Annotated in this window: 21 protein-coding genes; 9 read left to right on the forward strand and 12 right to left on the reverse strand. The window is 72.4% G+C overall.

Going from position 1 to position 22821, the window contains the following annotated elements; all coding sequences use genetic code 11:
- Nucleotides 1-198 precede the first annotated feature (198 nt).
- Nucleotides 199-576, forward strand: a complete 378-nt coding sequence (locus ABZY91_RS10170; protein WP_355401279.1) for a VOC family protein — start codon at nt 199-201, stop codon at nt 574-576.
- 172 nt (nt 577-748) lie between these two features.
- Here the strand turns inward: ABZY91_RS10170 and ABZY91_RS10175 are convergent, their stop codons facing one another.
- From ABZY91_RS10175 to ABZY91_RS10195, 5 genes are all read right to left on the reverse strand, one after another.
- Nucleotides 749-1696 (reverse strand): hypothetical protein, encoded by a 948-nt coding sequence (locus ABZY91_RS10175; RefSeq protein ID WP_355401280.1) that lies wholly within the window; start codon nt 1694-1696, stop codon nt 749-751.
- Between the two features lie 82 nt (nt 1697-1778).
- The gene (locus ABZY91_RS10180) at nt 1779-2216 is read right to left on the reverse strand and encodes a peptidase inhibitor family I36 protein (RefSeq protein ID WP_355401282.1); all 438 of its coding nucleotides are present in this window, start codon (nt 2214-2216) and stop codon (nt 1779-1781) included.
- A gap of 551 nt (nt 2217-2767) precedes the next feature.
- The gene (locus ABZY91_RS10185) at nt 2768-2977 is read right to left on the reverse strand and encodes a hypothetical protein (RefSeq protein ID WP_355401284.1); all 210 of its coding nucleotides are present in this window, start codon (nt 2975-2977) and stop codon (nt 2768-2770) included.
- A 181-nt stretch (nt 2978-3158) separates the two neighbouring features.
- The gene (locus ABZY91_RS10190; RefSeq protein WP_355401286.1) at nt 3159-3311 is read right to left on the reverse strand and encodes a hypothetical protein; all 153 of its coding nucleotides are present in this window, start codon (nt 3309-3311) and stop codon (nt 3159-3161) included.
- A 165-nt stretch (nt 3312-3476) separates the two neighbouring features.
- Entirely contained in the window at nt 3477-4979 is a 1503-nt protein-coding gene (locus ABZY91_RS10195; RefSeq protein ID WP_355401288.1) for a hypothetical protein, read from the reverse strand.
- Between the two features lie 319 nt (nt 4980-5298).
- Here ABZY91_RS10195 and ABZY91_RS10200 point away from each other — a divergent pair, with 319 nt between their 5' ends.
- Nucleotides 5299-6837: an AMP-binding protein gene (locus tag ABZY91_RS10200; RefSeq protein ID WP_355401290.1), complete on the forward strand. Its 1539-nt coding sequence runs from the start codon at nt 5299-5301 to the stop codon at nt 6835-6837.
- A 71-nt stretch (nt 6838-6908) separates the two neighbouring features.
- Here the strand turns inward: ABZY91_RS10200 and ABZY91_RS10205 are convergent, their stop codons facing one another.
- Nucleotides 6909-7247 carry a nuclear transport factor 2 family protein gene (locus ABZY91_RS10205; protein WP_355401292.1) on the reverse strand — a complete coding sequence of 113 codons (339 nt, stop codon included), beginning with the start codon at nt 7245-7247 and terminating at the stop codon, nt 6909-6911.
- Between the two features lie 364 nt (nt 7248-7611).
- On the opposite strand from ABZY91_RS10205, the gene ABZY91_RS10210 reads away from it, so the two are divergent.
- The 3 genes from ABZY91_RS10210 to ABZY91_RS10220 all read left to right on the forward strand — a co-directional run bounded on the left by ABZY91_RS10210 (nt 7612) and on the right by ABZY91_RS10220 (nt 10637).
- Nucleotides 7612-8088, forward strand: a complete 477-nt coding sequence (locus tag ABZY91_RS10210) for a hypothetical protein (protein ID WP_355401293.1) — start codon at nt 7612-7614, stop codon at nt 8086-8088.
- 428 nt (nt 8089-8516) lie between these two features.
- Nucleotides 8517-9914, forward strand: a complete 1398-nt coding sequence (locus tag ABZY91_RS10215; RefSeq protein WP_355401295.1) for a pyridoxal-dependent decarboxylase — start codon at nt 8517-8519, stop codon at nt 9912-9914.
- 594 nt (nt 9915-10508) lie between these two features.
- Complete coding sequence (locus ABZY91_RS10220; protein ID WP_355401297.1) at nt 10509-10637, forward strand: hypothetical protein; 129 nt, start codon at nt 10509-10511, stop codon at nt 10635-10637.
- 310 nt (nt 10638-10947) lie between these two features.
- Here the strand turns inward: ABZY91_RS10220 and ABZY91_RS10225 are convergent, their stop codons facing one another.
- From ABZY91_RS10225 to ABZY91_RS10250, 6 genes are all read right to left on the reverse strand, one after another.
- Nucleotides 10948-11235 carry a helix-turn-helix domain-containing protein gene (locus ABZY91_RS10225; protein WP_329881578.1) on the reverse strand — a complete coding sequence of 96 codons (288 nt, stop codon included), beginning with the start codon at nt 11233-11235 and terminating at the stop codon, nt 10948-10950.
- 557 nt (nt 11236-11792) lie between these two features.
- Complete coding sequence (locus ABZY91_RS10230) at nt 11793-12473, reverse strand: class I SAM-dependent methyltransferase (protein ID WP_355401299.1); 681 nt, start codon at nt 12471-12473, stop codon at nt 11793-11795.
- Nucleotide 12474: 1 nt separating this feature from the next.
- Nucleotides 12475-13773, reverse strand: coding sequence for a nitroreductase/quinone reductase family protein (locus ABZY91_RS10235; RefSeq protein ID WP_355401301.1), 1299 nt, complete (start codon nt 13771-13773; stop codon nt 12475-12477).
- The gene (locus ABZY91_RS10240) at nt 13770-14627 is read right to left on the reverse strand and encodes an SDR family oxidoreductase (protein ID WP_355401302.1); all 858 of its coding nucleotides are present in this window, start codon (nt 14625-14627) and stop codon (nt 13770-13772) included. The genes ABZY91_RS10235 and ABZY91_RS10240 overlap by 4 nt, the downstream gene beginning before the upstream one ends.
- A gap of 53 nt (nt 14628-14680) precedes the next feature.
- Nucleotides 14681-15724 carry a 3-oxoacyl-[acyl-carrier-protein] synthase III C-terminal domain-containing protein gene (locus ABZY91_RS10245; RefSeq protein ID WP_355401304.1) on the reverse strand — a complete coding sequence of 348 codons (1044 nt, stop codon included), beginning with the start codon at nt 15722-15724 and terminating at the stop codon, nt 14681-14683.
- 43 nt (nt 15725-15767) lie between these two features.
- Entirely contained in the window at nt 15768-16604 is an 837-nt protein-coding gene (locus ABZY91_RS10250; protein ID WP_355401306.1) for a prenyltransferase, read from the reverse strand.
- Between the two features lie 371 nt (nt 16605-16975).
- On the opposite strand from ABZY91_RS10250, the gene ABZY91_RS10255 reads away from it, so the two are divergent.
- From ABZY91_RS10255 to ABZY91_RS10270, 4 genes are all read left to right on the forward strand, one after another.
- Nucleotides 16976-18214 (forward strand): cytochrome P450, encoded by a 1239-nt coding sequence (locus ABZY91_RS10255; RefSeq protein ID WP_355401308.1) that lies wholly within the window; start codon nt 16976-16978, stop codon nt 18212-18214.
- A 41-nt stretch (nt 18215-18255) separates the two neighbouring features.
- Nucleotides 18256-18417: a hypothetical protein gene (locus ABZY91_RS10260; RefSeq protein WP_355401310.1), complete on the forward strand. Its 162-nt coding sequence runs from the start codon at nt 18256-18258 to the stop codon at nt 18415-18417.
- Nucleotides 18414-20972: a methyltransferase domain-containing protein gene (locus ABZY91_RS10265; RefSeq protein ID WP_355401312.1), complete on the forward strand. Its 2559-nt coding sequence runs from the start codon at nt 18414-18416 to the stop codon at nt 20970-20972. Before ABZY91_RS10260 ends, ABZY91_RS10265 begins: the two co-directional genes overlap by 4 nt.
- A 603-nt stretch (nt 20973-21575) precedes the next feature.
- Entirely contained in the window at nt 21576-22166 is a 591-nt protein-coding gene (locus ABZY91_RS10270; RefSeq protein ID WP_355401314.1) for a hypothetical protein, read from the forward strand.
- Nucleotides 22167-22821 lie beyond the last annotated feature (655 nt).

Here is a 22821-nt window from a genome sequence, read left to right on the forward strand (position 1 = left end):
CAGCCCCACCCGCACCATCCCTCGACGTCGACTGCCCGGCCAACTTCCGTGTCCGGCCGCCCGGCAGGCTCTCGGCATGGAAAAGATCTTTTCCATGCTCGCCTCGTCCGGTACGGTCGCGGAGTTGTTTTCGCTGCTGGGAGGCCATGAGGCGCGCACGTGGCCCCGGGTGCCCGCCGACTGAGAGCAGGTTTCGTCATGGCATGTCGTATCGGTGAGCTGGTGCTCGGTTGCCGCGATCCCGAACTGTTGGCGCGGTTCTGGTGCGAGGTCCTGGGCTACGTCGTGGTCGGCCGCGAGGAGGGCTGCGTGGAGATCGGGACGCCGGAAGGGTTCGGCGGTCCGCAGCCCACGATCTTCTTCAGCGTCCGGGACGAGCCGGAGCCGGGGAAGTCCCGGCTGCACATTGACCTCAACCCCACCGACCGCGACCAGGACGCCGAGCTCGAACGCCTTCTGGAGCTCGGTGCCCGCCGGGCCGACATCGGCCAGACCGGGGACGAGCACTGGCATGTCCTGGCCGACCCTGAAGGCAATGAGTTCTGCCTGCTCAAGGCCCGCATCAAGCCGCTCTGACGCTCGTCCGGGGCTCATCGGTCACGCCGCGGCCTGCGGTTCTCCCGCAGCCGCGGCGTGATCCGGGGTTGCCCGGAACCGGCACGCACCACCTTGGTGCAGAGAAGCTGTCGCACGACGGCACGAGGCGGTTGACGGAACGACGGGGACGCCCGTGCGGCGGTTCCCACGCTCAGCTGCCGCGAAGCCCGGCGATCTGCTGCGCGAGCTGGGCTGCCTGCGCGTCACGCTCGGCCTTGAGCGCCGCGAACGCCTGTGGCTGCTGGGCGATCGCGGCCGTCTGGTAGTCGGCTTCGACGGCGAACCAGATCCCGACCAGGTTGGTGCGCGCCTTGCACTCCACATCGGTCTGCGCCATGCGGATCTCCGCGGCGTCCGGCTCGGGTTGCTTCACGGACGGTAGATCCCCTCCGGCCTCGACCGGGTTCGGTGCACTGAACCCGTCGGCGCGCATGCACTCCGACCAGCGCGCGAAGACCTCCTTCACCCGCGGATCGGTCATCGAGCGGGAGAAGCTCTCGGCCTTGGTCTGTGCGGCGAGCTGGGACGCGCCGCTGCCCGAGCCCTGTCCACCGGGCTGGAGCGACTGGAGATCGGTGTTCACCTTGCCCTGACAGCCTCCGGCCGGCACCGCCTGGCCGTTCGAGCTGGTCAGCGGCTTGCCGGTGGCGTCCCGGCCGAGCAGCAGCGCGTTTTCCGCCGGGGAGAGCGTGGCCCGCGGAGTAGCGGTGTCACGTTTGGGCAGGTGATAGCCCCAGATGCTGACGCTCGCCGGATCGGTCAGACCGTAGCGACGGAACAGGAGGGAGTCGGAGGCCGAGACGACCGGACCCGGCGTCATCGGCAGGTCGAAGCCGTACTGCTTCATGCAGATGGCGACCTTCTTGGTGTTCAACCACTTCAGTTCGGCCGCCTGCTGGGGCGTCAGCATGTACTCCGCGATCGGCAGCCGGAGTTCGGCGACCTGCGAGGGCCCGGGCGTGGGAGTCGCCACCACCGCGGGCGGGGACGCCGGGGCGGGCGGCGGCGCGGCCTGGCCGGCGGAGCAGCCGCCTACCGCCAGGGCGATCAGCACCGGGGTCAGGAGTCGCCCCCTGTGGACTCTCGCTGCGGCAGTCACGGCCGTTCTCCTTCGGGTTCGCGAGGTGGCCTGCCCACCGGTGTTCGTGCCGACGGGCAGGCCCTGGTCACGGGACGGACCGTCAGACGGTGGGGCAGAAGGCGCGCGAGGCGTCGTCGAGGGCCATCGACGCCTCGTTGTTCCTGAGCAGCGGGGTGAGGTTGCCGCCCCTGTTGGGGCTCAGCCAGTTCTCGTCGCCCATGTAGTTGGGGTAGACCCAGATGCCGACGTTGCAGGCGCTCGCGTTCTCGGCGGAGGCGGCGTTGTTCCGCACGGGGTTGCCGTCGGTGAAGTTCCCGCTGATCGTGGGAGTGGCGATGACGTGGCTGGTCCAGAATCCGCCGCCACGGTTGGGGCCGTACCAGAGGCAGTAGTAGCCGCCCTGCGAGGCGCAGGTGTACGAGTTCCAGCTGTCGATGTTGACGAAGCTGGCGTTGGCCTGGCCGCCCAGGCCGCCGAACGCGAGCGCGGCGGTGGCGCCGACGACGGCGAGGCGTGATGCTGTCTTCTTCACGGACATGTCGAGTTCTCCTCCGTAGGGCAGATCGAGTGGTGCGAAATCCGGTCCCCGAACTCGAGGGGGCAGGTGGAAGCGGCCCCCTCGGCGGGAAACGGTAGATCCTCTTCCGCACCGGCGTCTGCACGGTTTGCAGCCAATTCCGTGGCCGATCCACCGGCTCCCACGCCCCCGCCACGCGCCCGGCCCCGCGGCGGAAGCGCGGATTCACCGGCCGTTTCCCGGCACCCGCCGGAGCCGGTGGCTCCCGGAGGCTCGGGTCGGGGCCGGACCGTTCGCGGGGCATGACCGCGGACGGGGCGCTCGGCCCCGGGCCGGGAGATCGGGCCGGCTGGAGTGGTCGCCATGGACCACCGCTCCGGCCCTGGGCCCGTGGTGACGGCCACGTGTCACCCGAGGACCTGCGGGGCTGCCGGGACGGCAATCACCGGAGCGGTCGGCCGAACGCGCGAAGTCCCCGCGCAGAGGCACCCGTTCAGCCGGAGCCCGGACGCCATGGTCGTCCGGGTTGCAGGCGCTGCGCGCGAAGCACCCACGACGCCTACTGCCCGTGTCTACGGGAACGGCCGCCGGTCGGCCCGGTCGGCCCGGTCGGCCCGGTCGGCCGCGACGCGAAGCTCGGCCCGGACACGTTCGGCGTCCCGGTCGCGGACACCTGCGGTGCCGTTCCGCGAGGGGGGCGGGCCGGCCCGGCGTCGGTGGTTGCGCTCCAGCGCCCAGACAACGAGGACGATCCACAGGACGAGTACGGCGAGTCCGGTCATGAGGGCTCCTTGTCGGGTCTTGGCTCAGCGGGATGCTTCACGCGCGCCGAGGGAACGCTGTGGGGGCAACGGATCATGGGCCCACCCTGCTGCCGTCACGGCCCGGCGAACAGGTCCAATACGGAGCAGGTGGACCCTTTGAGCGTGCTGGTCGCATCGCGCCGCCGACGCCGCGGATCCTTCACCGGGTGCTGCCCGCCGGCGCACCGAGGTCCCAGATCGGGGCCTGCGTGACCGGCCGGCCCGACACTCCCTCGACCTGCTCTTCGGCGACGCCGCCACCACCCGGGGCGACCTCACGATCGGCGAGGTCCCGACGGACGGGCACGATCACCCGGCCCGGTTGTCCGGTCGAACCGGAGTCCACCAAGATCGATACGGCAACGGCTCCCTGGCGTGTATCCACCGGCGTCTCACCCTGCGGCGGCGGGGTTCTCCGTTCATGCGCCGTCCGTACTGCCCGGAGGTGCCCCAGGACAGTGAGCGGAGGTCGGGCTGCTCACCCCTCCCCGGGCTCCAGGACGACGTCGATCGTCAGAGCGAACCGGGGTCGTGTGGTCCTTCCGGTGCCCTGCGCCGCCTGGAGCGTCCGGTCACTGCTGCTGCCGAGCCACAGGCCCACGACCAGATCGGGAAGGTACTGCTCCATGGGTACCGCTGTGTGCCGGACGGCGGTGTGGCCGACGGTGAACTGCTTGGAGGAGGGGAGTGCTGCGGCGCCCTCGACGGCGGCGAGGAACTTCGCCGGAACCACGAGAACATCACCGGTGCCCCGGATCAGCCAGTACACGGCGCTGGCGCTGTGCTCCAACAGGTCATGGAGCTGACGGCGTTTGACGGTCCAGGTGTCCTCGCGCCCGGTGCGGCCGCGGCCTGGTGTCAGCGCGGTGGACTTCTTCACCTGGATCAGGTCTCCCGTCCGCAGCTGGAGTCGGCCGGGTACGCGTATGTCGACGACGACGCCGATGTCGGCACCGTTGGTCCGTTCCTCCTTCTTGGTCACGGTGCGGTGCCCGACCCGCAGATGCGGGCCGGGCACCGCGGCGAGCCGTGTGAGGGAGGGCAGGGCCGTGAACTCGCGGACGAGGCCGGCGAGCAGTGTGGCGGTCAGATGCTCTTCCTCGGCGGCACCGAGATCACCGATGGAACCGGCGAAGTCGGCAACCGCGCGGCGGGCGGCACCCCGCACGAGTCCCTCCAGGCCGTGGTCGGCGAGCCAGGTGGACGACGGAGCGCCCAGCGGTCGCGGGAAGTCGCTCCGGCGGTCGTCGACCGAGGCGGAGACGATGTCGAGTAGCCGATCCTCCAGCGGCCGTGCGGACTTCATCGCGGCCTGCAGCCCGGCGGCACGTAGCTGGACGCCGAGGACCGGACTGCGGGCACAGCGGCTGACCGCCTGTCGGACGGTGGGGTGCTTGCCGGCGAGCGCGAGGGTGAATGCCACGTCAAGACTCCTCAACTGCCTCCCCCAGAGCAGGAGCCACTCCAGCGAGCGCGCCCACACCGTCGGGCGAGCCCGCCTGTCCACGCGCGTGCGCAGTCCGGACTCCGCCACCGGGTCCTGTTCGCCGGCCAGGAGCGCCAGATCGCACCACAGCCCGGCAAGCCGCTGGTCCACGTCGGAATCGATGCGCAGCGGCAGACGGGAGATCCACAGCGCATGGCCGCGATCGCCCTCGCGCTGCTGATACGCCCGGGTGAGCCCGACGGCGACCGCCGAAGGAACCGGCAGCGCGGCGGCGACCGCCGGGGTGGCCCGTACCGCCCACTGCACGACAAGCGGAGGGCTGTCAGACCGGGACCACGCCACCATCGGCCGGTGGGCGCACTCGGCCAGCAGGAGATTCTCCACCCAGGCCCGGTGTGAGCCGGCGAATGCGGCGAAGGCGTCCGGGTCGAGCCGAGTGAGCTCTTCGACGTCGGACGGCACGGCAATCAACGCCGTGCGGCAGCAGTCGAAGCACGTCGGCACGACAGAGTAATGATCGGGGCAGGACTCCACCCCGCGACTCTACGGCTCCCGCCCGGGGCACCGTGCGGATTCACGTACGGCTCGTCAAACGGCCGGTGAGGAATTCGCTCGACATCTCGCACGCCCTCGATCCCGGACCCTTCGGGGTTTCAGCAACGGCGGGCGGCCGCTGTTCTCCCGGCCGGGGGCTAGGAGGTGCGGCGCCCGCTCCGCGGCAAGGGCCGGGCCGCCACCGCCGCCGCGGATGTGTTTCGGCCCGCTGCCCCGTTCGGGCCCCCGACCCGGTACTTCGTGCCCAGAATGGAGGGGCCCTGTCGATGCGGTTTCCGACGCATAGGAAGAAGTGCTCATGAGCGACACGGAGTTCATCAGCGCCCCCGCCCTGATTCTGCGGTCCCTGTCCCGGGATCCCGACCGGACGGCCGTCATCACCGCCGACGGCGCCGGGATCACCGCAGGCGAGTTCGCCGCCGCGACCTACCGCCTTGCCCACGAGCTGATCGCCCGCGGCGTCACCCCCGGCTCGACCGTCTCCCTGCTCACCGCCAACACCCCCGAGGCGCTCAGCGCCCGCTACGCCGCCGGGATCGCGGGCGCCCGGGTGGTCGGCCTGTACGACGGCATGAGCGCCCCCGTCCTCGCCCGGATCGTCGCCGGCGTCGACACCGCCGTCCTCCTCGTGGACGGTGAACGGCACGCGGACGCGGCGGAACTGCTCGCGGTGGCGGACGTGCCGACCGTCCTCACCCTGGGCCCGGGGCCGGATCCGAAGACGATCGGCGAGGACGTGATCGCTGCCTGCGCCCACCGCCCCGCGCGGCCCCCGGCCGTGCGGATCGGCCCGGACGACCACCTGGGTGTCCGCCATACCGGCGGCACCACCGGAATCCCGAAGGGCATTCTCAGCCTGCACGGTCCCTACCGCAGGATCTTCGACGTTCCGTTCGGCACGGCCGGTACGGCGCCGCGCTTCCTCGCGGCCACCGCCCTCGCCCACCTCGCCGGCGTGCTGAGCGACCTGACGCTCCACCACGGCGGCACGGTCGTCCTCCAGCGCTCCTTCGACGCCGGCGAGGTGCTGGCCGCCGTCGAGCGCGAGCGCATCACCGACCTGTGGGTCCTTCCGCCGCTGCTCCACCGGCTGCTGGACCACCCGGCGATCACCACGACCGACCTTTCCAGCCTGGAACGACTGATGTACGGGGGATGCGTCGCCTCCCCGACGCGCATCCGCGAGGCGTTCGGGGTGTTCGGGCCGATCCTGACGAGCGGATACGGGATGTCCGAGGCGCAGAACATCGCCGTCCTGTCCCCGGAGGACCACGACCGGCCCGGGCACGCCGGCCGGCTTCCCGTCGGCCGCCCGCTGCCGGGCGTCGAGGTGGTGATCCGCTCCGCGGGCGGTACGGAGGTGCCGACCGGCGAGCAGGGCGAGATCCACGTCCGCTCGCACTCCCTCATGGCGGGGTACTGGAAGCGGCCCGACCTCACGGCCGAGGTGATGCGCGACGGCTGGCTGAGGACCGGCGACATCGGCTGCCTCGATCAAGACGGCTTCCTCTACCTGACCGACCGCCTCACGGACAAGATCATCGTGACCGGTGGGCACGTCTACCCCTCCGAGGTCGAGGACCTGCTCCTCACCCACCCGGCCGTCGCCCGGTGCGCCGTCCTCGGCGTGCGCGACGCCCAGCAGACCGAGCACGTCCACGCCGTCGTCGTCCCCGTCCCGGGACGGCTCCCGGAACTCGACGACGTCCGCGCGTTCGTCACCGCCCACAAGGGGCGCATCTTCGCCCCCGAGGCCCTGCACCTGGTGCCGGAGATCCCGCTCACCTCGGCGGGCAAACCGGACCGCAGGCGCCTGCGCGAGACCCTCGTGCACTGACCCCGGCCGGGCCGCGCACCCGGCCCCGCCCGAGGTCCCCGGCCCGTTCCCGCCCCCGGTCCCGGCCTCGTCTACGCCCTGCCCCCGAAGAAGACCTGCACCTCACGGATCAGGCCACCGCGCACCGTGATCGCCTCTATGTTGCGGTACCGGCCGCCGGCGCTGAGCTCGTACTCGTAGTGGACCAGGACCAGCTCCTCGTCGGCGGGCGTGACGTGCAGCAGTCGCTGCTCCCGGAAGCGGTCGGCGGTGGGGAAACACCGCTCGAAGAAGGCGGCCTTGTCGATGTGGTCGTCCTGCGGGCTGGTGAAGGTGAAGTCGTCGGCGTACAGGGGCAGCGCCGCGTCCCGGTCCTGCGACCGGTAGCAGCGGAAGGCCGCCTCGACGACACGTGCGGGGACGGTGCTCACAAGGACCTCCATGGTCGGGTGCGGCGGGTGTGGCCTTCGTGCCGGGCGGGGCCGGGGGGCAGTAGCAGGCATACCCCGCCCGCCGCCCGGCACGACCGGAGGCGCGGAATGCGGGGGCGTCACGCGAAATTCACAGACCGGGGTCTACTCGCATAGACGGCGGTGGGCCATCCTGATGCCGCACCGTTTCGCACCCAGCTCCCCGTACGCCGAACTTCGCGCGTCCCGCTGCCCGGGCGGTCCCGCCGCCCGCCTGCCTGCCTGCCAGACCTCGCTCGCCCGCCGGACCCCGGCCCGGTGCGGGTCCGGTCGGCGGCATCCGGGGCCCGAGTCCGGCGTCCACCACCCTCACCGGGAGACGCAGATGAAACCACGCACCGCAGCCACCGTCGTAGCCCTGGCCCTCGCGGGCCTCGCCGTGTCGGCGCCCACGGCCGGCGCCAGCGGTACCAAGCTGTCGCAGTCGACGGCCGCCGGCCAGTTCAGGAACGCTGGCATCACCTGGAGCTCCAGCGGCGGATGTACCACCCGGTCCAACTCCACCTGCACCTCGTTCGAACAGATCAACTCGGGCACGGTGAGCACGATCATCACCCTCAAGCAGTCCAGCGGCTGCGCCATCAACATCACGGGCGGGACCGAGGTGGGCCACGCCTCCGGAACCTACAGCCACTACAACGGCTACAAGGTCGACATCTCCCGCAACTCCTGCATCGACGGCTACATCCAGAACAGCTTCACCTACATCGGCCTCCGGGGCGACGGCTACCCGCAGTGGAAGGCCGCCTCGGGCAACCTGTACTGCAACGAGGGCAACCACTGGGACATCCTGGTCTACTGACCCCGGCACCCGCACCCGCACCGGCCCTGTGGCGAGTCGGCGCCGACTCGCCACAGGGCCCGCCCCCGGGGGAGCCGTTCCGGTCCCGAAGTGCGCCACATCGGTCTCGGCGACCGCGTCAGGCTCCGGGTGGGTGCGGTCGATCCGCGGGTGTGCCCCGGGGACGTGCACGGACTCGCCCACCGAGTCGAGCCGGCGCCTGGCGTCCAGGTCGACCGGGTTGGCGTTGCACCGGGCGAGGTCACGCTCGGGGCGGTGGGCAACGACCGTGAAGGGCCCGCAGGACTCACGGGCTCCTACCCGCCCGGGGTTCCTGCGGCCACGGTCCGGCGAAGGTCCTGAAGGGTCCTCGCCTGGTGGGTCGTCAGGATCCTTCGTGCGGGACGTAGTGCTGGTTGGGGGAGCGGGCCCGGCTCTAGGCTGTGGGTATGCATCCTCGACTCGGTGAAGACCTCGACCGCCTGCGCGAACTCCTCGACGCGGTGAGTGATCGTGCCGCGCACGTGCTCGCCGGCATCGGGGACCGTCCCGTGGTGCGGGCCGGTGACGGGGCGACCGGTGCCGGCTTGCCGCTCCCGGTGGAGGGCAGCGGCGCCGACGGCGCGTTGAAGCTGTTCGCCGAGCGGTGGGAGCCGGGCTTCAGCGGCAGTGCCGGCCCGCGCTACCTCGGCTTCGTCACGGGCGGCGCGACCCCGGCGGCCCTCGCCGGCGACTGGCTGACGTCCGCCTTCGACCAGAACGTCAGCAACCGCATCGGCTCGGCCGCAGCAGACCTGGAGCAGGAGACGGTCGGCTGGCTGCGCGGTCTCTTCGGACTGAGCGAGGCCCACACGGGCGTCTTCGTCAGCGGCGCGACCATGTCGAACCTCGTCGGCCTCGCCGTCGCCCGCGAGTGGGTGGGGGAGCAGCGCGGCGTCAGCGTCACCCGGGACGGCCTCGCCGCTCTCGGGCCGGTCGAGGTCCTGTCGGGCGCCGCGCATTCGAGCATCGGCAAGGCACTGTCCGTGCTCGGGCTCGGCCGGGGCGCGCTGCGGCGGGTGCGGACGCTGGAGGGCCGGGAGGCGGTCGACGTGGGGGCGCTCGCCGATGAACTGGCGGCGCTGGAGGGGCGCCCGGCCGTGGTCGTCGCGAACGCGGGCACGGTCAACACCGTCGACTTCGACGATCTGCAGGCGATCGCCGCACTGCGCGAGCAGTACCCGTTCTGGCTGCACGTCGACGCCGCGTTCGGCGCTTTCGCAGCGCTCTCACCGGCCCACGAGCACCTCGTGGCCGCCCTGGACGCGGCCGACTCGGTCTGCGTCGACCTCCACAAGTGGCTGAACGTCCCGTACGACGCCGCCGTGCAGTTCACCCGCCGCCAGGACCTGCAAGTCGCCGCCTTCCACAACACCTCGCCCTACCTCGGCGCCCCGACCGCCGACCCGGACCCCGTCCACCTGGCCCCCGAGAACTCCAGGCGGCTGCGCGCCCTGCCCGCCTGGTTCGCCCTCACCGCCTACGGCCGCACGGGACACCGCGAGATCGTCGAGCGCACCTGCACCGAAGCGGCCCGACTCGGCACGGCCCTCGCCGCGGAACCGGCATTTCGCCTGCTGGCACCGGTGCGCCTCAACGTCGTCTGCTTCACCCTCGCCGGCCACCCCGCACAGGACGACATCGACGCACTGCTGCGCCGCGTCGCGGCCTCCGGGGAGGCGTTCCTGACGCCGACGGTGTTGGACGGGGTGCCGGCCGTTCGAGCGGCCTTCAGTAACTGGCGCACCACCGCCGCGGACACCGACCGCGTCCTCGCGGCGCTGCGCGCGGCGGTCGCCGCGCACTGACCGGCGGCGCCGCCGTACTTCGTGCCGCACGCGCCACCTCAGCCGGCCGGGCAACAGCCACGACCCCTTCCGGGTGGATACGAAAAGCGGACCGCTCGGCATTCAATCAGCGGGCCGCCGGCTCGGTGGGTGCCGACATGCGAGTCTCCCTTGCTATGAGCAGCGGCGCGACTGGCATACCTGTCCGACGGAAAGCGACGCTCTGCGAGACGAGATCCCTGCGATCGTCCGACAATCTCCCGACCGTATTTCTGGTCACAGGGGAGCACTGACGGGGCCGAGCGGCTTACAGGCGGCCTCCGGCGTCTCACCGGGCCGGTCCGTGATGCCGGTCCAGCAAATCGGAGAGAAGCGGACCGGCCGCGTCGTCACGCTCGGCATGCCGTCGAATCCCGATGGCGGGACTGTGATGGACCGGATTCGCCCGGAACGGCTGCCGCCCACCTTGAGCGACTTCCGGGTCGGAGCGACTGCAAACCCGTTCAGGATTGAGCGACCGGCCTGACGGGTCCCTCGGGGCGGGTCGGGAGCGGTCCGCCCCACCCTCTCACCGGTACTCGGCCGACCTCCGAGCCGCCGGCCTGACCGGTCGGGGTGCCGGCGGACGGCTGGTCGTTCCTGGAGCAGGCGCTGCGTGCCGAACTCGACGGCGAGGGCGGGTGGTTCGACACCTCCGAGATGACCGTGGACGAGGTCGTCGACGCCGTGCTCGCGAAGGGCTGAGCGGCGGTTCGATGCGGGCGTGGTCCGCCCGGAGTCTGCGGAACCGCACCACGCGTCCCCGGTGCTCCGGGCCGGGCGCGACGACGGACCCGCTGTCGATGGCGTCGAAGGGCTCGACGGCCGGGGCCGGGCCCGTCGACGGGGTGGCCGATGCCCGGAGAGGTGCTGCGCGGCAGGGCGGGTCCGTTTGGTGCGCGCTCTCGTGTCCTCGCCGGGACCACGGCTTCACCGCTGGCGGCGGTGAGGCCGTGGTCCGTCCGGCTGCTGTCGGCCGCCGTGCGGTGCCGGGGCCTGGCGCGGAGCACGGGCCTCAGCCCTCGGGACGTTCCGTCGCCTGCCACCACCCCGCCAGTTCGTCGATGATCGGCAGCACGGAATGGCCGCGTGGTGTGAGCTGGTAGGACACCCGGGGTGCGGAGCCGCCGGCGTTGTGTACCGTGCGGGCGACCAGGCGCATGTGCAGGAGGCGGCGCAGGGCGCGGTCCAGGGGCTTGTTCTCGGCCATGCCCGTCGAACGCGCCAGGTCGTTGTGGTAGTGCGGCCCTCCGGCGAGCTGGATCAGCACGGCGAAGACCCACTTGCCGGAGAGGATCCGCACGGCCTCGTACGCGTCGTGGAAGTGTCCGTGTTCCTGGGGCGGTGTGTCCGGATCTGCTGCTGCGCCGGGTCTTCTTCCGGCCGGCTCGCCACGCTCCGCCGGCTCCCGTCCGCCGGGAGCCGGAACCCGGCCGGACTGGGGGGCTCCACCGGGTGGTACGGAGGCCCCGGCCGGAGCGCGGTCGGAAATCGGCAAACCCCTCTCGGAGGCGAGGGCTTGTCCCGGCCGTTTCCCGGGGCGCTGCGGTGGGGGGTACCGGCCGCCGTTGCGCCTGTCGTCCTTCGATGTTTGGAGCGTGCGTGCCACGTTCGTCCGATTTGGACCGAACACCGAGTTTCCCCCTCACGGTGGTCCACTTCGGGCCACTCAGGAACGAGTGTGCCCGCACCAGCTCACGTGCGAATACAATGCCGTCTCGACAAGTCCTTACTGACAATTACACGACAAGCATGTCTGCGGCATTGCAGTGGGTCAACGGTTCGGCGGGGCCGGGGGATTGTCCCGCCATGGCGAATGCCGGGCAGCCCTTCCCCGTCGATCACAGGGCTGCGTCCTCTTTATCCCGTTCGCGCCCAGAAGAGCGCCACCGAGCCTGTCACCACGACTTCGTGCTCGGGGAAGACGGCGGCGAGGGCCGCATCGAGGTCCTCCGGTCGGTCCAGCCGGTTGGACATGATCCCGTGCCGGTTGGCCAGGCCCAGCTGGAGCCGAGCCGACCGGTTGTGGTCGACCCCCGAGCCCGGGATGGTCGCGCCGAACAGCGTGCCGCCCGGCTTCAGCACCCGCCTGGCGTGTTCGAGGACCACGGCCTTGTCCGCGAGCGTCCCCGGCAGGCAGTGCAGCAGGTGGCACATGCCGACGGAGTCCACCGACCCGTGTGGCAGTCCCCACGGCCGCAGCACGTCGGCCCGGTGGAGCCGCGGACGGTAGCGGCGCAGGCGCCGGTCCGCCGCGGCCAGCGACGACGGGTTGAGGTCCATCAGCGTGAGGTCCGGCGCCGGGACGGGGAAGCGGCACTCGTCGAGCAGCACCCCGGAGGCGACGCCGACGTCCAGGTGGTTGCCCGAGACGTGCCGGTCGTAGAGCGCGACGAGGCGCTCCTTCGGGCAGCGCCAGGTGAGCGGGGAGTTGACGCGGTAGACGAGGGTGTCGTAGATCCGCAGGAAGGACCGGGTGTACAGCGCCTGGCCCGCGTGAACGGCGAGGGGGGAGGGGGAGGCTTCCTCGGGGGCCGGCACCTCAGCTGTGCTCCGGTCGCGGGGACAGCCGGACCAGGGGGATCTCCCGCGTCGTGCGGCGCTGGTAGTCCGCGTACCCCTCGAAGCCGCGCACGACGCGCGGCCACGCGGCGGCCCGCTCCTCCGCCTCCAGCACCCGCGCCCGCACCGCCTGCACGCGGCCGCCGACGCGCAGGACCGCGTCCGGATCGGCCAGCAGGTTGCGGAACCACCGGGGATCGCCGGACGACCCCCGGTACGACGCGACGACGATGACATCCGCCCCGTCGCGGAAGGTGAACAGGGGGACGGAGTACGGCCCGCCGTCGCGGGGCCGCACGGTGGTCAGGATGCCGACCTGGTTGCCGAGCATCCGCCCGCCCAGCCGCCCGCCGGTCCGCTCGTACAGGGCGATGTGCACCGCGTTGTTCACGCGCTGGGCGAACCGCCCCCACAGGGTCACGGTCCGGCCGGTCCGTCTGCCGGCCGGGGCTGTCGTCATGGCGGGACCCTTCTCGTCGGCGGCGCCGCGGTGGTGCGTGCCGTGGTGGTGCGTGCCGCGGTCCTGCGTGCCGTGGTCGGGTGCGGGCCTGGGTGCGGCGGGACCCCGGGGGGTGCCGCCGGCGCCGCGGGCGCGCTCGGCCAGGAGCGTCGGCACCACCCAGAACGCGTGGACCAGCGCGAGGCGTTCGAGGCTCGCGCCCCGGGCGCGCATCAGCGACAGGCTGCCGCCCAGGCCGGCGGCGGCGCCGGTCACGGCCGCGTTGCCGGTCGGTACGTGGGCCAGGCCGTACAGCAGGGTGGTGGCGGCGGCGGCCCGGCCGGCGCCGAGCCGGCGTGTGAGGCGGCCCTGCACCAGGCCCCGCCAGAAGAGCTCCTCGGCGGGGGCGATCACCAGCAGCAGGTGCGCGCACATCCGCAGCGGGTCCGCGGTGGCGGTGAGCGCACGCAGGGACTCCGCGTCGGCCGCGATCCTGGGCACGGCGCGTCGCACCACCGTGTCGAGCAGCACGCTCCCCGCGACCATGCCCGCGCCGATGCGCAGGGCCGTCACGACGTCCTCCCGCCCCGCGGACCGGTGCCGGGCGGACGGTTCCACGACCGACGCGGCCAGCCCCAGTGCGCCGTGCGTCAGCGCGAGCGTGCTCCAGTGCGCCCGCCGCGGCCCCCGGAACGCCGCGGCCAGCCCGGCCGCACCGACCAGCACCCCGGCCGCCGCCACGCGGGACCCCGTGTCCGACGGCCGGACGGCGGAACCGGTCCGTGCCAACCCGGCCCGCAGCGCACGGATCCCGCGCCCGGGGTGCGGCGCCGCGGTCATCGGCGGGTCCGGTCGACCGTCGGCGGGTTCACGGGCCGTGGCGCGGGATGCCGGATCGAGGGGAAGTGGCTGCGCACCCACGCCGACCACAGCCGCGCGGGCACCATCCGGCTGAGCGGCAGCAGGACGCGTGCGTCGGCTCCCACCGGGTAGCGCAGACGCGGACGGCTCTCCGTGAGCGCGCGCATCACCACCGACGACGCGTACTCGACGGAGGCGCCGCGCGGCAGCCGCTCGGCCATCTGCCGCGCCAACTCGGACACCAGGTCGCCGTACGCGCCGGCGGCGTACTCGTTCTGCTCCGGGACGTTGTCCGCCCAGCGGGAGTTCACGGCGCCCGGCAGCACCAGGCTCACCTCGATGCCGAACCGGTGCACCTCCAGCCAGAGCGCCTCCATCGCGGCCTCCAGGGCGAACTTGCTCGCGTGGTAGGCGGCGCCCACGGGCAGCACGATCTTTCCGGCCAGGGAGCTGACGTTCACGATGCGTCCGTACCCGCGCTCCCGCATCCCCGGCAGGACGAGCTGGGTGAGTGCCACCGGACCGAAGACGTTGGTCTGGAACTGCCGGTCCCAGCGATCCAGCGGGACCTCCTCGAAGGGGCCCAACTCGCCGTAGCCGGCGTTGTTGACGAGCGCGTCGACCCCGCCGTGCTTCTCGTCGAGCTCCTCCACCACCCGGTGTCGGGCCTCGGCGTCGGTCACGTCCAGTGCGCGCACCAGGCAGCCCGCGGCTTCGAGTTCGGCCAGCGACTCGGGCTTCCGGGCGGTCGCCACGGTGGTGAATCCCGCGCGCACGGCCCGAAGGGCGACCGCCCGGCCGATGCCCGAGGAGCAGCCGGTGATCAGCACCACCGGCGGCGCGCCCGGCCTCCCGCGTACGGACCCGGCAGGACCTCGACCGCCTTTCACAGGACCACCCCCAGGGAGAAGTCGGCGCTGACCCCGGGGCCGAAGCCCGCGATGACGCCGCGCGCACCCGGCCGGGCCGCCCCGTCGTCCCAGAACCGCGCCAACGAGTCGAAGATCAGGACACTCGCGGTGTTGCCGTGTTCGGAGAGCGCCGCCCGGCTGAACCGGTGGAGCGCCGGATCGATGTCCAGGAACCGGGTGAGGTCGTCCAGGATGCGCGGGCCACCGGCGTGGGCCAGGACGAAGTCCAGCTCTCCGGTGCTCCAGCCCGCCTCCTCCACCACCTTGCCGATGGCCGGAGTGACCGCGCGCATGGTGTGCCGGACCCGGCTGTCCAGGCGGAAGTGGAATCCGGTCTCCCGGACGTCGTAGGAGATCCAGTCCGCCGTGCTCGCAATGGTCTCCGACGCCGACCGCTCGATCCTGAGGCCCGAGCGGGCCGTGCCGCGCATCACCGCCGCGGCGAAGCCGTCGCCGAAGAGGCCGGCCGAGAGGAGCGCGCCCACGTCGGTATCGGTCGGCTGGTAGCACAGCGAGCACAGTTCGAAGGCCACGATCAGGACGTTGCGGTCCGGGTGGGCCCGGCAGTAGCGGGCGGAGGCGCTGATCGCGCCGCTGCCCGCGGCGCAGCCGAGCTGCGCGAGCGGAATCTGGTCGACGTCGGTGGAGAACCCCAACTCGTTGATCATCCAGACGATCGGGGACGGCATGGTGAAGGCCGTGCACGACACGAAGACCACGGCGTGGATCTGGTCGCGGGACATCGCGGCCCGCTCCAGCGCCTCCGTGACCAGGGCCGGCAGGTGGGTGCGCACCGCCTCCCAGTACAGGCCGGTGCGTGCGGCGACGCCGGGGTGGGCGAGGGTGAGGTCCAGGGGCTGGAGGAGGCGACGGGTGCGCACCCCGGTGTTCTCGATCAGACGCAGGACGGTGTCCAGGCGCGGATGCCGCGGATGTAGCCGGCGTGCCGTCGCGAGCGTGTCCGCGAGGGTGACCTCGTGCTCGGGGAAGTGCACCGCTGGAGGGCACAGGACAGACATTCGGTGACCACCTCGACCACGGTCGGAGTTATGTGACGGTTCGTCAGATCCATACGGCCAGGGAGAGCAGGGCGAAGACCGACGCCAGCAGCCGCGGCAGGTGCATCCACGACGGCATCGTTCCTCCCAGTCGGGACCGCGTCACCCCGACGACCAGCCAGACCGCGTAGGGAAGGGTGGCCAGGGGGGCGGCGAATCGCCAGGAGTCGAGCGCATGCGCGACGAGGACGAGGCACGGGTACGGTGCGAGCACGAACACCGCGTAGCAGATCTTGGAGGCGCGCGGTGACAGTGCATGGGCGAGGGTGCGCTTTCCCGCCCTGAGGTCCTCGACGCTGTCCCGCAGATCGTTGTGGAACATCGTCGCGGCGAAGAGGAATCCCGCGGCGACCGCCGCCATCACGGCCGCGAAAGGCAGTTCCTGGACATTGACCCAGATCACGACGGCCACGACGTAGAAACCGCAGACGACGAAGTCCATGAGTTCGCCGAGCCCGTGGTGTCCGAGCGGGACCGGCCCGCCGGAATACACCAGCACGGCGAACGAGAGCGGGAGCAGGGCCAACGACCACGGATTCGCCGTGTACAGCAGCCAGCCCAGCGCCAGGATTCCGGTCGTGAAGCAGGCCAGGCCGACCGCCCGTACGCGCTGCATGGAAAGGCCGGTGGCCAGGGCGCTGCCCCGCCGGGCCGTTTCCGGCACGTCCACGCCGCGCTTGAAATCGTCGTAGTCGTTGAGCAGGCGCCGGGAGACGGACTCCGGCACGAACAGGGCCAGCGTGAGCAGCGCCCGGCTCGTGGAGAGGGGGCCGAGGTGGCGGGCCACGGAGAGTGCGAACAGCACCTGGAGCAGCACCACCACGGTCATTTGCAGCCCCATCGCCGAAACCCACGCCCGCACCCGTGGGAGCGGGCGTGCGGAAGTCGGGGGAGCGGCGGTCGAGGGCTCGGACCTTTCCAACCGGGATTCCGGCATTCTTGATTATTCCCCCTTGGCGGACGGCCCTGGAAAACGGGTCCGAGTGCGACGTCGTCGGGTTCGCAGTGCGCTGGAACGAGCGGTGGCCGCGGTCCCCGGCCGACTTCCGGACACCCGGCAGATTGAAGTCGCGCAATGCGCCTCCGTCCAGAGACACCGATGTCCGGTGGGGACACCGGTGACCCCTGCGAACCCGGCACCGGCCTGTTAGTGTCCGCCGTCATCGGCCCGGTGGAGCCGGGAAACGGACTTCCGGACAATGGGGGTGGGGCATGAGTACCGAGAGCCGCGACGGGGGGCGTGCGGAGAAAGAGGGAACCGGGCAGGAACGGCCCTATCCGTTCACGCCGGTCCATGCGCTCGACCTGCACGAGCTCTACCAGCGGGCGCGGACGAGCGAACCGCTGTGCCCGGTCCGCATGCCGTACGGCGATCCGGGCCTGCTGGTCACCCGCTACGAGGACGTCAGGACGGTGTTCACGGACCCGCGCTTCCGCCGGTCCGTGCCGGAGGGCACCGACCAGCCCCGGGTCACCCCCGACCTGGTGCCGCTGGGCCTGATGGACATGGACCCGCCCGACCACCCCCGCATCCGCCGCCTCATCGCGGCCTCGTTCACCGCCCAGCGCGCGGAACTGATGCGCCCGTCGGCCGAACGGCTGGCCGCCTCACTCGTCGACACGATGGTCCGGACCGGGCCGCCGGCCGACCTCGTCCGGGACTTCGCCGTCCCGTTCCCCATCGGTGTCATCTGCGACCTGCTCGGGGTCCCGTACCGGGACCGCCACCGGTTCCACGGGTGGGTCACGGAGGTCAACCAGCTCGTCGGCGGCGACAACGGACAGACCCGGATCGAGAGCATGGGCGAACTCCTGGCGTACATGGGCGGGTTGGTCCAGGCTCGGCGTTCAGAGCCGGCCGACGACCTGATCAGCGAGTTGGTCGCGGCCCGCGACCAGGACGACCGGCTGTCCGAGGACGAACTGGTCTTCCTGTGCATGCTGCTGCTCATCGCCGGCTACGAGACCACGGCGAACGAGATCGCCAACTTCGCCTACGTCCTGTTCACCCACCCCGACCAGCTGGCGCTCCTCAAGGCCCGCCCGGAACTGCTCCCCGACGCCGTCGAGGAACTGCTCAGGTTCACCCCGCTGACGGTCTGCGCCGCCTACCCGCGCTACGCCACGACCGACGTCGACCTCGGCGGCGGCACGGTGCCGGCCGGCCGGCCGGTGCTGACCTCGACCAACGCCGCCAACCGGGACCCGGGGATCTTCGACGGGCCCGACCTCCTCGACCTCACCCGTTCCACCGCCCGCCAGCACCTGGCATTCGGTCACGGCCCGCACCGCTGCGTGGGCGCGGCCCTGGCGCGGATGGAGCTCCAGGTCGCGCTGGGCGCACTGCTGGCGCGGATGCCCGACATCGGGCTCGCCGGCGAGCCGGACTCCGTGAAGTGGAAGACCGGTCTGCTCTTCCGGGGACCCGAGACCCTGCCCGTCACATGGTGAACCGCCACCGTCCGCCCGGACGAACAGGAGGCCCGCTGACCTTGGACACCGCACCCGTAGCCACCGCACCCGAACTCTCTGCCTTCATGGCGACCGCGCCCCACCTCCCCGCGCCCCAACTCCCCGCACCCGCAGCCGCCGTGTCCCTCCGCCGCCCCGCCGGCCCGTCGTACGGCGCCCGCGAGGGGAGCGAGGCCCGGTGACCGGGCAGCGCAGCGACCCGCGAGCCGACGGGGCCGGGCGTACGGCGGAAGAGGTCCTCGCGGCCGCACGCGTGGCCCTGGCCGACCGGCAGGACGAGGAGGCCGACGCGAGCGTCGACGGCGCGGCCGGAGACGTCCACGGGGAGGCCGTCGGCCTCCTCGTGCACCGCCTCCTGGACGCCGTCGACCCGGTCCGGGAAGCGAAGCAGCACGAGTGGATCACCGCACGGCAGAACGCCGACGGAGGCTTCCCCCGACAGGTCGGCGGGCCCTCCGACCTGTCCACGACCGTGCTCACCCACCTCGCCCTCCGGGTCCTCGGCCGTACCGCGGACCACGCGGTCCTCGACCGCGCCGCGCGGTTCACCGGGCGGCACGGCGGCATCCAGGCGCTGGAGCCCGAACCCGCCCACCTCCTGCTGGCGGTCACCGGAGCGGTCGGCTGGAACGGTCTCGGGCTCCTGCCCCCGGAACTGCTCGCCCCTTCCCGGGCCCCCGCCGCCGGCGGCTCGGACGGCCCTGCTCGCGCGCTCGCCGCTGCGGTCGGCGTGCTGGGATCCGTCCGCCCGGTACGCGAACTCCCCATCGAAACAGAGCCGTTGAGGGTCGGTCGGCGCGAGCGCGCCGGCCTGCGCGGAGCCGCTGTCACCGCCGTGCTGCGCACCGCCCAGGCCCTCGGCCGGACCGCTCCGCCGCCCCTGCGTCGCGACGCGCTGGGCGAGGCGGAGCGCCTCCTGCTCGACGGGCAGGAGAGCGCCGGGAACTGGGGCGGCGACCGGCCGCACACGGCCGTCTGCGCGCTCGCCCTGTGGGCCCTGGGCCACGGCACCCGGCACCCCGCCGTACGCGCCGCGCTCGACGCCCTGGCCCGGCAGGACGTCCTCGCTCGCCCGGCGGTCGCCGTGGACACCGCCGTCGTCCTGCGGGCTCTGGCCGCGGCGGGGGAGCGGGCCGGCTCGGACCCGGCGGTGGACCGCGCGCTCGACCGGCTGCTGTCCGGCCGGGACGGCGGCACGGCCGACCGGCCCGTCCTCGCCCCCATGAGAGTGTCCGACGTGGCCGGCACCGCGCTCGTCCTCACCGCCCTGCATGCCGTCGACGCGCCGCGCGCCCGCGAGGTGGACACCGCCGTCGCCGAAGGCGTCCTGTGGCTCCTCGGACGGCAGTCCGCGAACGGTGGCTGGTCGCGCGACGGCATCCACCGCTCCGCTCGGCCCGGCCGGTGGGCCGCGGCCGGCCCGGGCGTCGTCGCGCCCCCGGCGCCGGGCGTCACCGCCCACGTCGTCGAGGCGCTGTGCGCCGAGGGATACGGCTGGCATCCGGCCGTGGGCCGCGCCGTCCGCCTCCTGCTGGCGCAGCAGGCCGTCGAAGGGTTCTGGAACGACGGCCGAGGCGGCCGACTCCGCGAAACCTCCGAGGTCCTGCTCGGGCTCGAAGCCGCCGGAATCGGAGCCGGGCACCTCGCGGTGGAGGGCGCGATGGAGTGGATCTACCAGCAGCAGAACCCGGACGGCGGGTGGAGCGAGGACACCGCGGGAGCCCCCGGCACCCCCGGCACCCCCGGACGGCCGAGCGACCCGGGTACGGCGACCCCGGCCACGGCTACGCCGAGCACGGTGGCGCAGACCGCGCGGTGCGTCATCGCCGCCCACACCACCGGGGTCCTCGACGGGCCGCGCACCGACGCCGCCGTCGCCTTCCTGCTGCGTCACCAGCGGCGGAGCGGCGACGGACCTCCCGCGAACGTCCGCGCCGACGCGCTCGCGCTCTGGGCGGTCGCCCTGCACACGCGCCGCTCCCGGAAGTCCTCCGGGACCCCCACGATCACCGGCGGTCCCGCCACGGCGGAGCCTGCCGAGTACGACTCCTGGTCGACGCTGTGGTGGCAGCGCCGGGGCCCGCTCGCCATCCTCCACTGGTGCGCGCGCACCCGGGCCGAGCACATCCCCCCGGCCCGCAGCCCCGGCGCCGTGCTGGTCGACGTGGCCTGCGGCGGAGGCCTGCTGCATCCGCACATCGCGGACAAGGGCTACCGCCACATCGGCGTCGACGTGTCCGTCAGGAGCGCGGAGGTGGCGCTGCGGCACGGCGTCGACGAGGTCCTGATCCACGACATCCACGACATCCCGCTTCCCGACGGCTGCGCGGACGTCGTCGTGGCCGGGTACTGCCTCGAACACGTGGCGCGCCCCTTCGACGTGATCGCCGAGTGCTGCCGGCTGCTCAAGCCCGGCGGCACCCTCGTCATGGACACCATCGCCGAGACCTTCCTGGCCCGGCTCTCGGTCATCACGCTGGGGGAAGGCCTGCCGCTGACCTGGGCCGCGCCCAAGGGCTCCCACGACCACCGGGCGTTCATCGCCCCCCGCCGGATCGTCGAGGCGTGCGCGGCCCACGGCGTTCCCGTCGACGTCTTCGGTGTCGTCCCGGTCGTCCGGGACCTCGTCTCGTGGTCCGTGGGACGCGGCTACGGCGTGCGGATGCGCAGCGGCAAGTCCGTGAGGATCCTCTACGGCGTGGCCGGCGTGAAGCCGCTGCAGGACGGGGCTCCGTGAGCGGCACGCCCGGCGTACGGACGTGGACGGAGCTGTGCCTGACCCGGCCTGGCCGGGCCGGTACCGCAGGGCGGCGAACGGCTCCCGATCGCACGGTGCGGAGGTTTCCGGTGGCCGTCGCACCGCACGGGCACTGACGACGGTGCACGGCCTGTGTGGGGCAGACCGTGCACCGCCACTCCCGTCTGCCCCACGAGCCACAGGGCATGCCTCCCGTCTGCGGGAAGGGCAGGCGAAACGTGTTCGGGGAGCCCGTCGTACCGCAGGTGTGCGGGCCGTCGACCGTGAGGTCGTGTCCCGCGGTGGTGGTGACCCGGCCGGCCCCGTCGATGTCGAGGTCGGTCGGGCGCCTGGTGCCGTGCCCGAACGTGTCGGTGACGGTCTGGGCGCCGGTACCGCCGGTGACCGCGCTCTGTTGTTGGTCGTCGTGCCGGTCGGGCCGGTCCGCCGCAGGACACTACTGTGAGAAGGATTTGTGAGACCTGACGGTCCGTCGGATGGGTCGAGGGGGCGAGCACGCGCTCCGCAGCTCCTGCGGCCAGGCGTCGCAGCCCGTTCCGCCGGCAGTCTGCACGGACCGCCCCACACGAGGAGAAGTCACCCATGTCAGAAGAGACAGCCGAGGCGGCAGTCGACGAGCCGTTCCTGATGTCCGTCGTGGACGTCCACTCTCCCCCGGGGGGCGGATGCGTCGTACGGGGCCGCATCGAACTCGGCAGCGTCGAGGCGGGGGACGAGGTCGAGATCGTCGGCGGTGGCAAGTCCCTCGTGGCCAAATGCGCAGGGGTCGAGGTGGACGGTACGGCCGACGGGGAGCAGGACGGGAAGGCCGTGGCCGTGCTGCTGCGCGACGTGGCCGCCAAGGACATCGAAGTGGGCCAGGTCCTGGCCAAGCCGGGCAGCTTCACCGCACGCACCACCTTCAAGGCCGACGTCTACGTGCTGAGCGCGGACGAAGGCGGCAGGGACGTCTCCGTCACCGCCGGCTACCGGCCCAAGTTCGTCATCCGCGGAAAGATCATCGACGGATCCATCAAGCTGCCGGACGGGATCGAAAAGGCAGCACCCGGCGAGAGCACCGACCTGACTGCCACTCTGGACCGCGAGATCGTCCTGGTGAAGGGCCTGCGCTTCTCGATCCAGCACGGCCCGGGAATCGTGGCGAACGGAGCCGTTACCGAGGTCATCTCGTAGCTGCGGGGCCGCGTGCGTGCTCTGGTCGGTGTCCGCCCGAGGGCCTTCGCCGTCACGGCCTCGCTCGAAGTGAACGAAGCCGCGTAGCGGACGTGGCCAGGCTGTCTCACGGATCGTTGCAGGCCACCGGCGGATCCGGCAAGGAACCTGAGACAGCGACACCGAGAGGTGAGGCGGGACAGCGCGGGTCAGCCCGTCAGTGTCCGAAACGCGAAGTCCACGGAAGCGTTCGCCGAACGGTCGCAGTGACCGTTCGGCGAACGGAACTGCCGGGGCAGGCGGGACGTACGGGGTGTGCCGTGGAGAACGGGACCCGGGGGCCGGCAGGTTCCGAGGGCTCTCCGGTACATCCTGCCTGGCCGTCGCCCGAACTCCTGCACGGAAGATCCATCCCGTGGCAGAGCCCCAGTACCTTGATCAACCTCAGCGTCGCCACGGTTCCGTTGATCCCCGAGGCCGTAGACGCCGGCCCGGCGCTGGGCGATCCCGTCGGCGGTGGCGTTGCGGACGGCCGCCGTCGGGGCTGATGGCCAAGGTGGCACCCAGCTCCGCCACCGCGCCCGGCAGTTCGATCTTGGCTGTGACGTCCATCGACCTGGTGGCAACGCAGGACGTCGGCACTCGGGTCAGCCCGGTCCTGGCGTGCTCCTCGCAT

Source organism: Kitasatospora sp. NPDC002965, assembly GCF_040611255.1.
In the GTDB taxonomy this organism is placed as follows: Bacteria; Actinomycetota; Actinomycetes; order Streptomycetales; family Streptomycetaceae; genus Kitasatospora.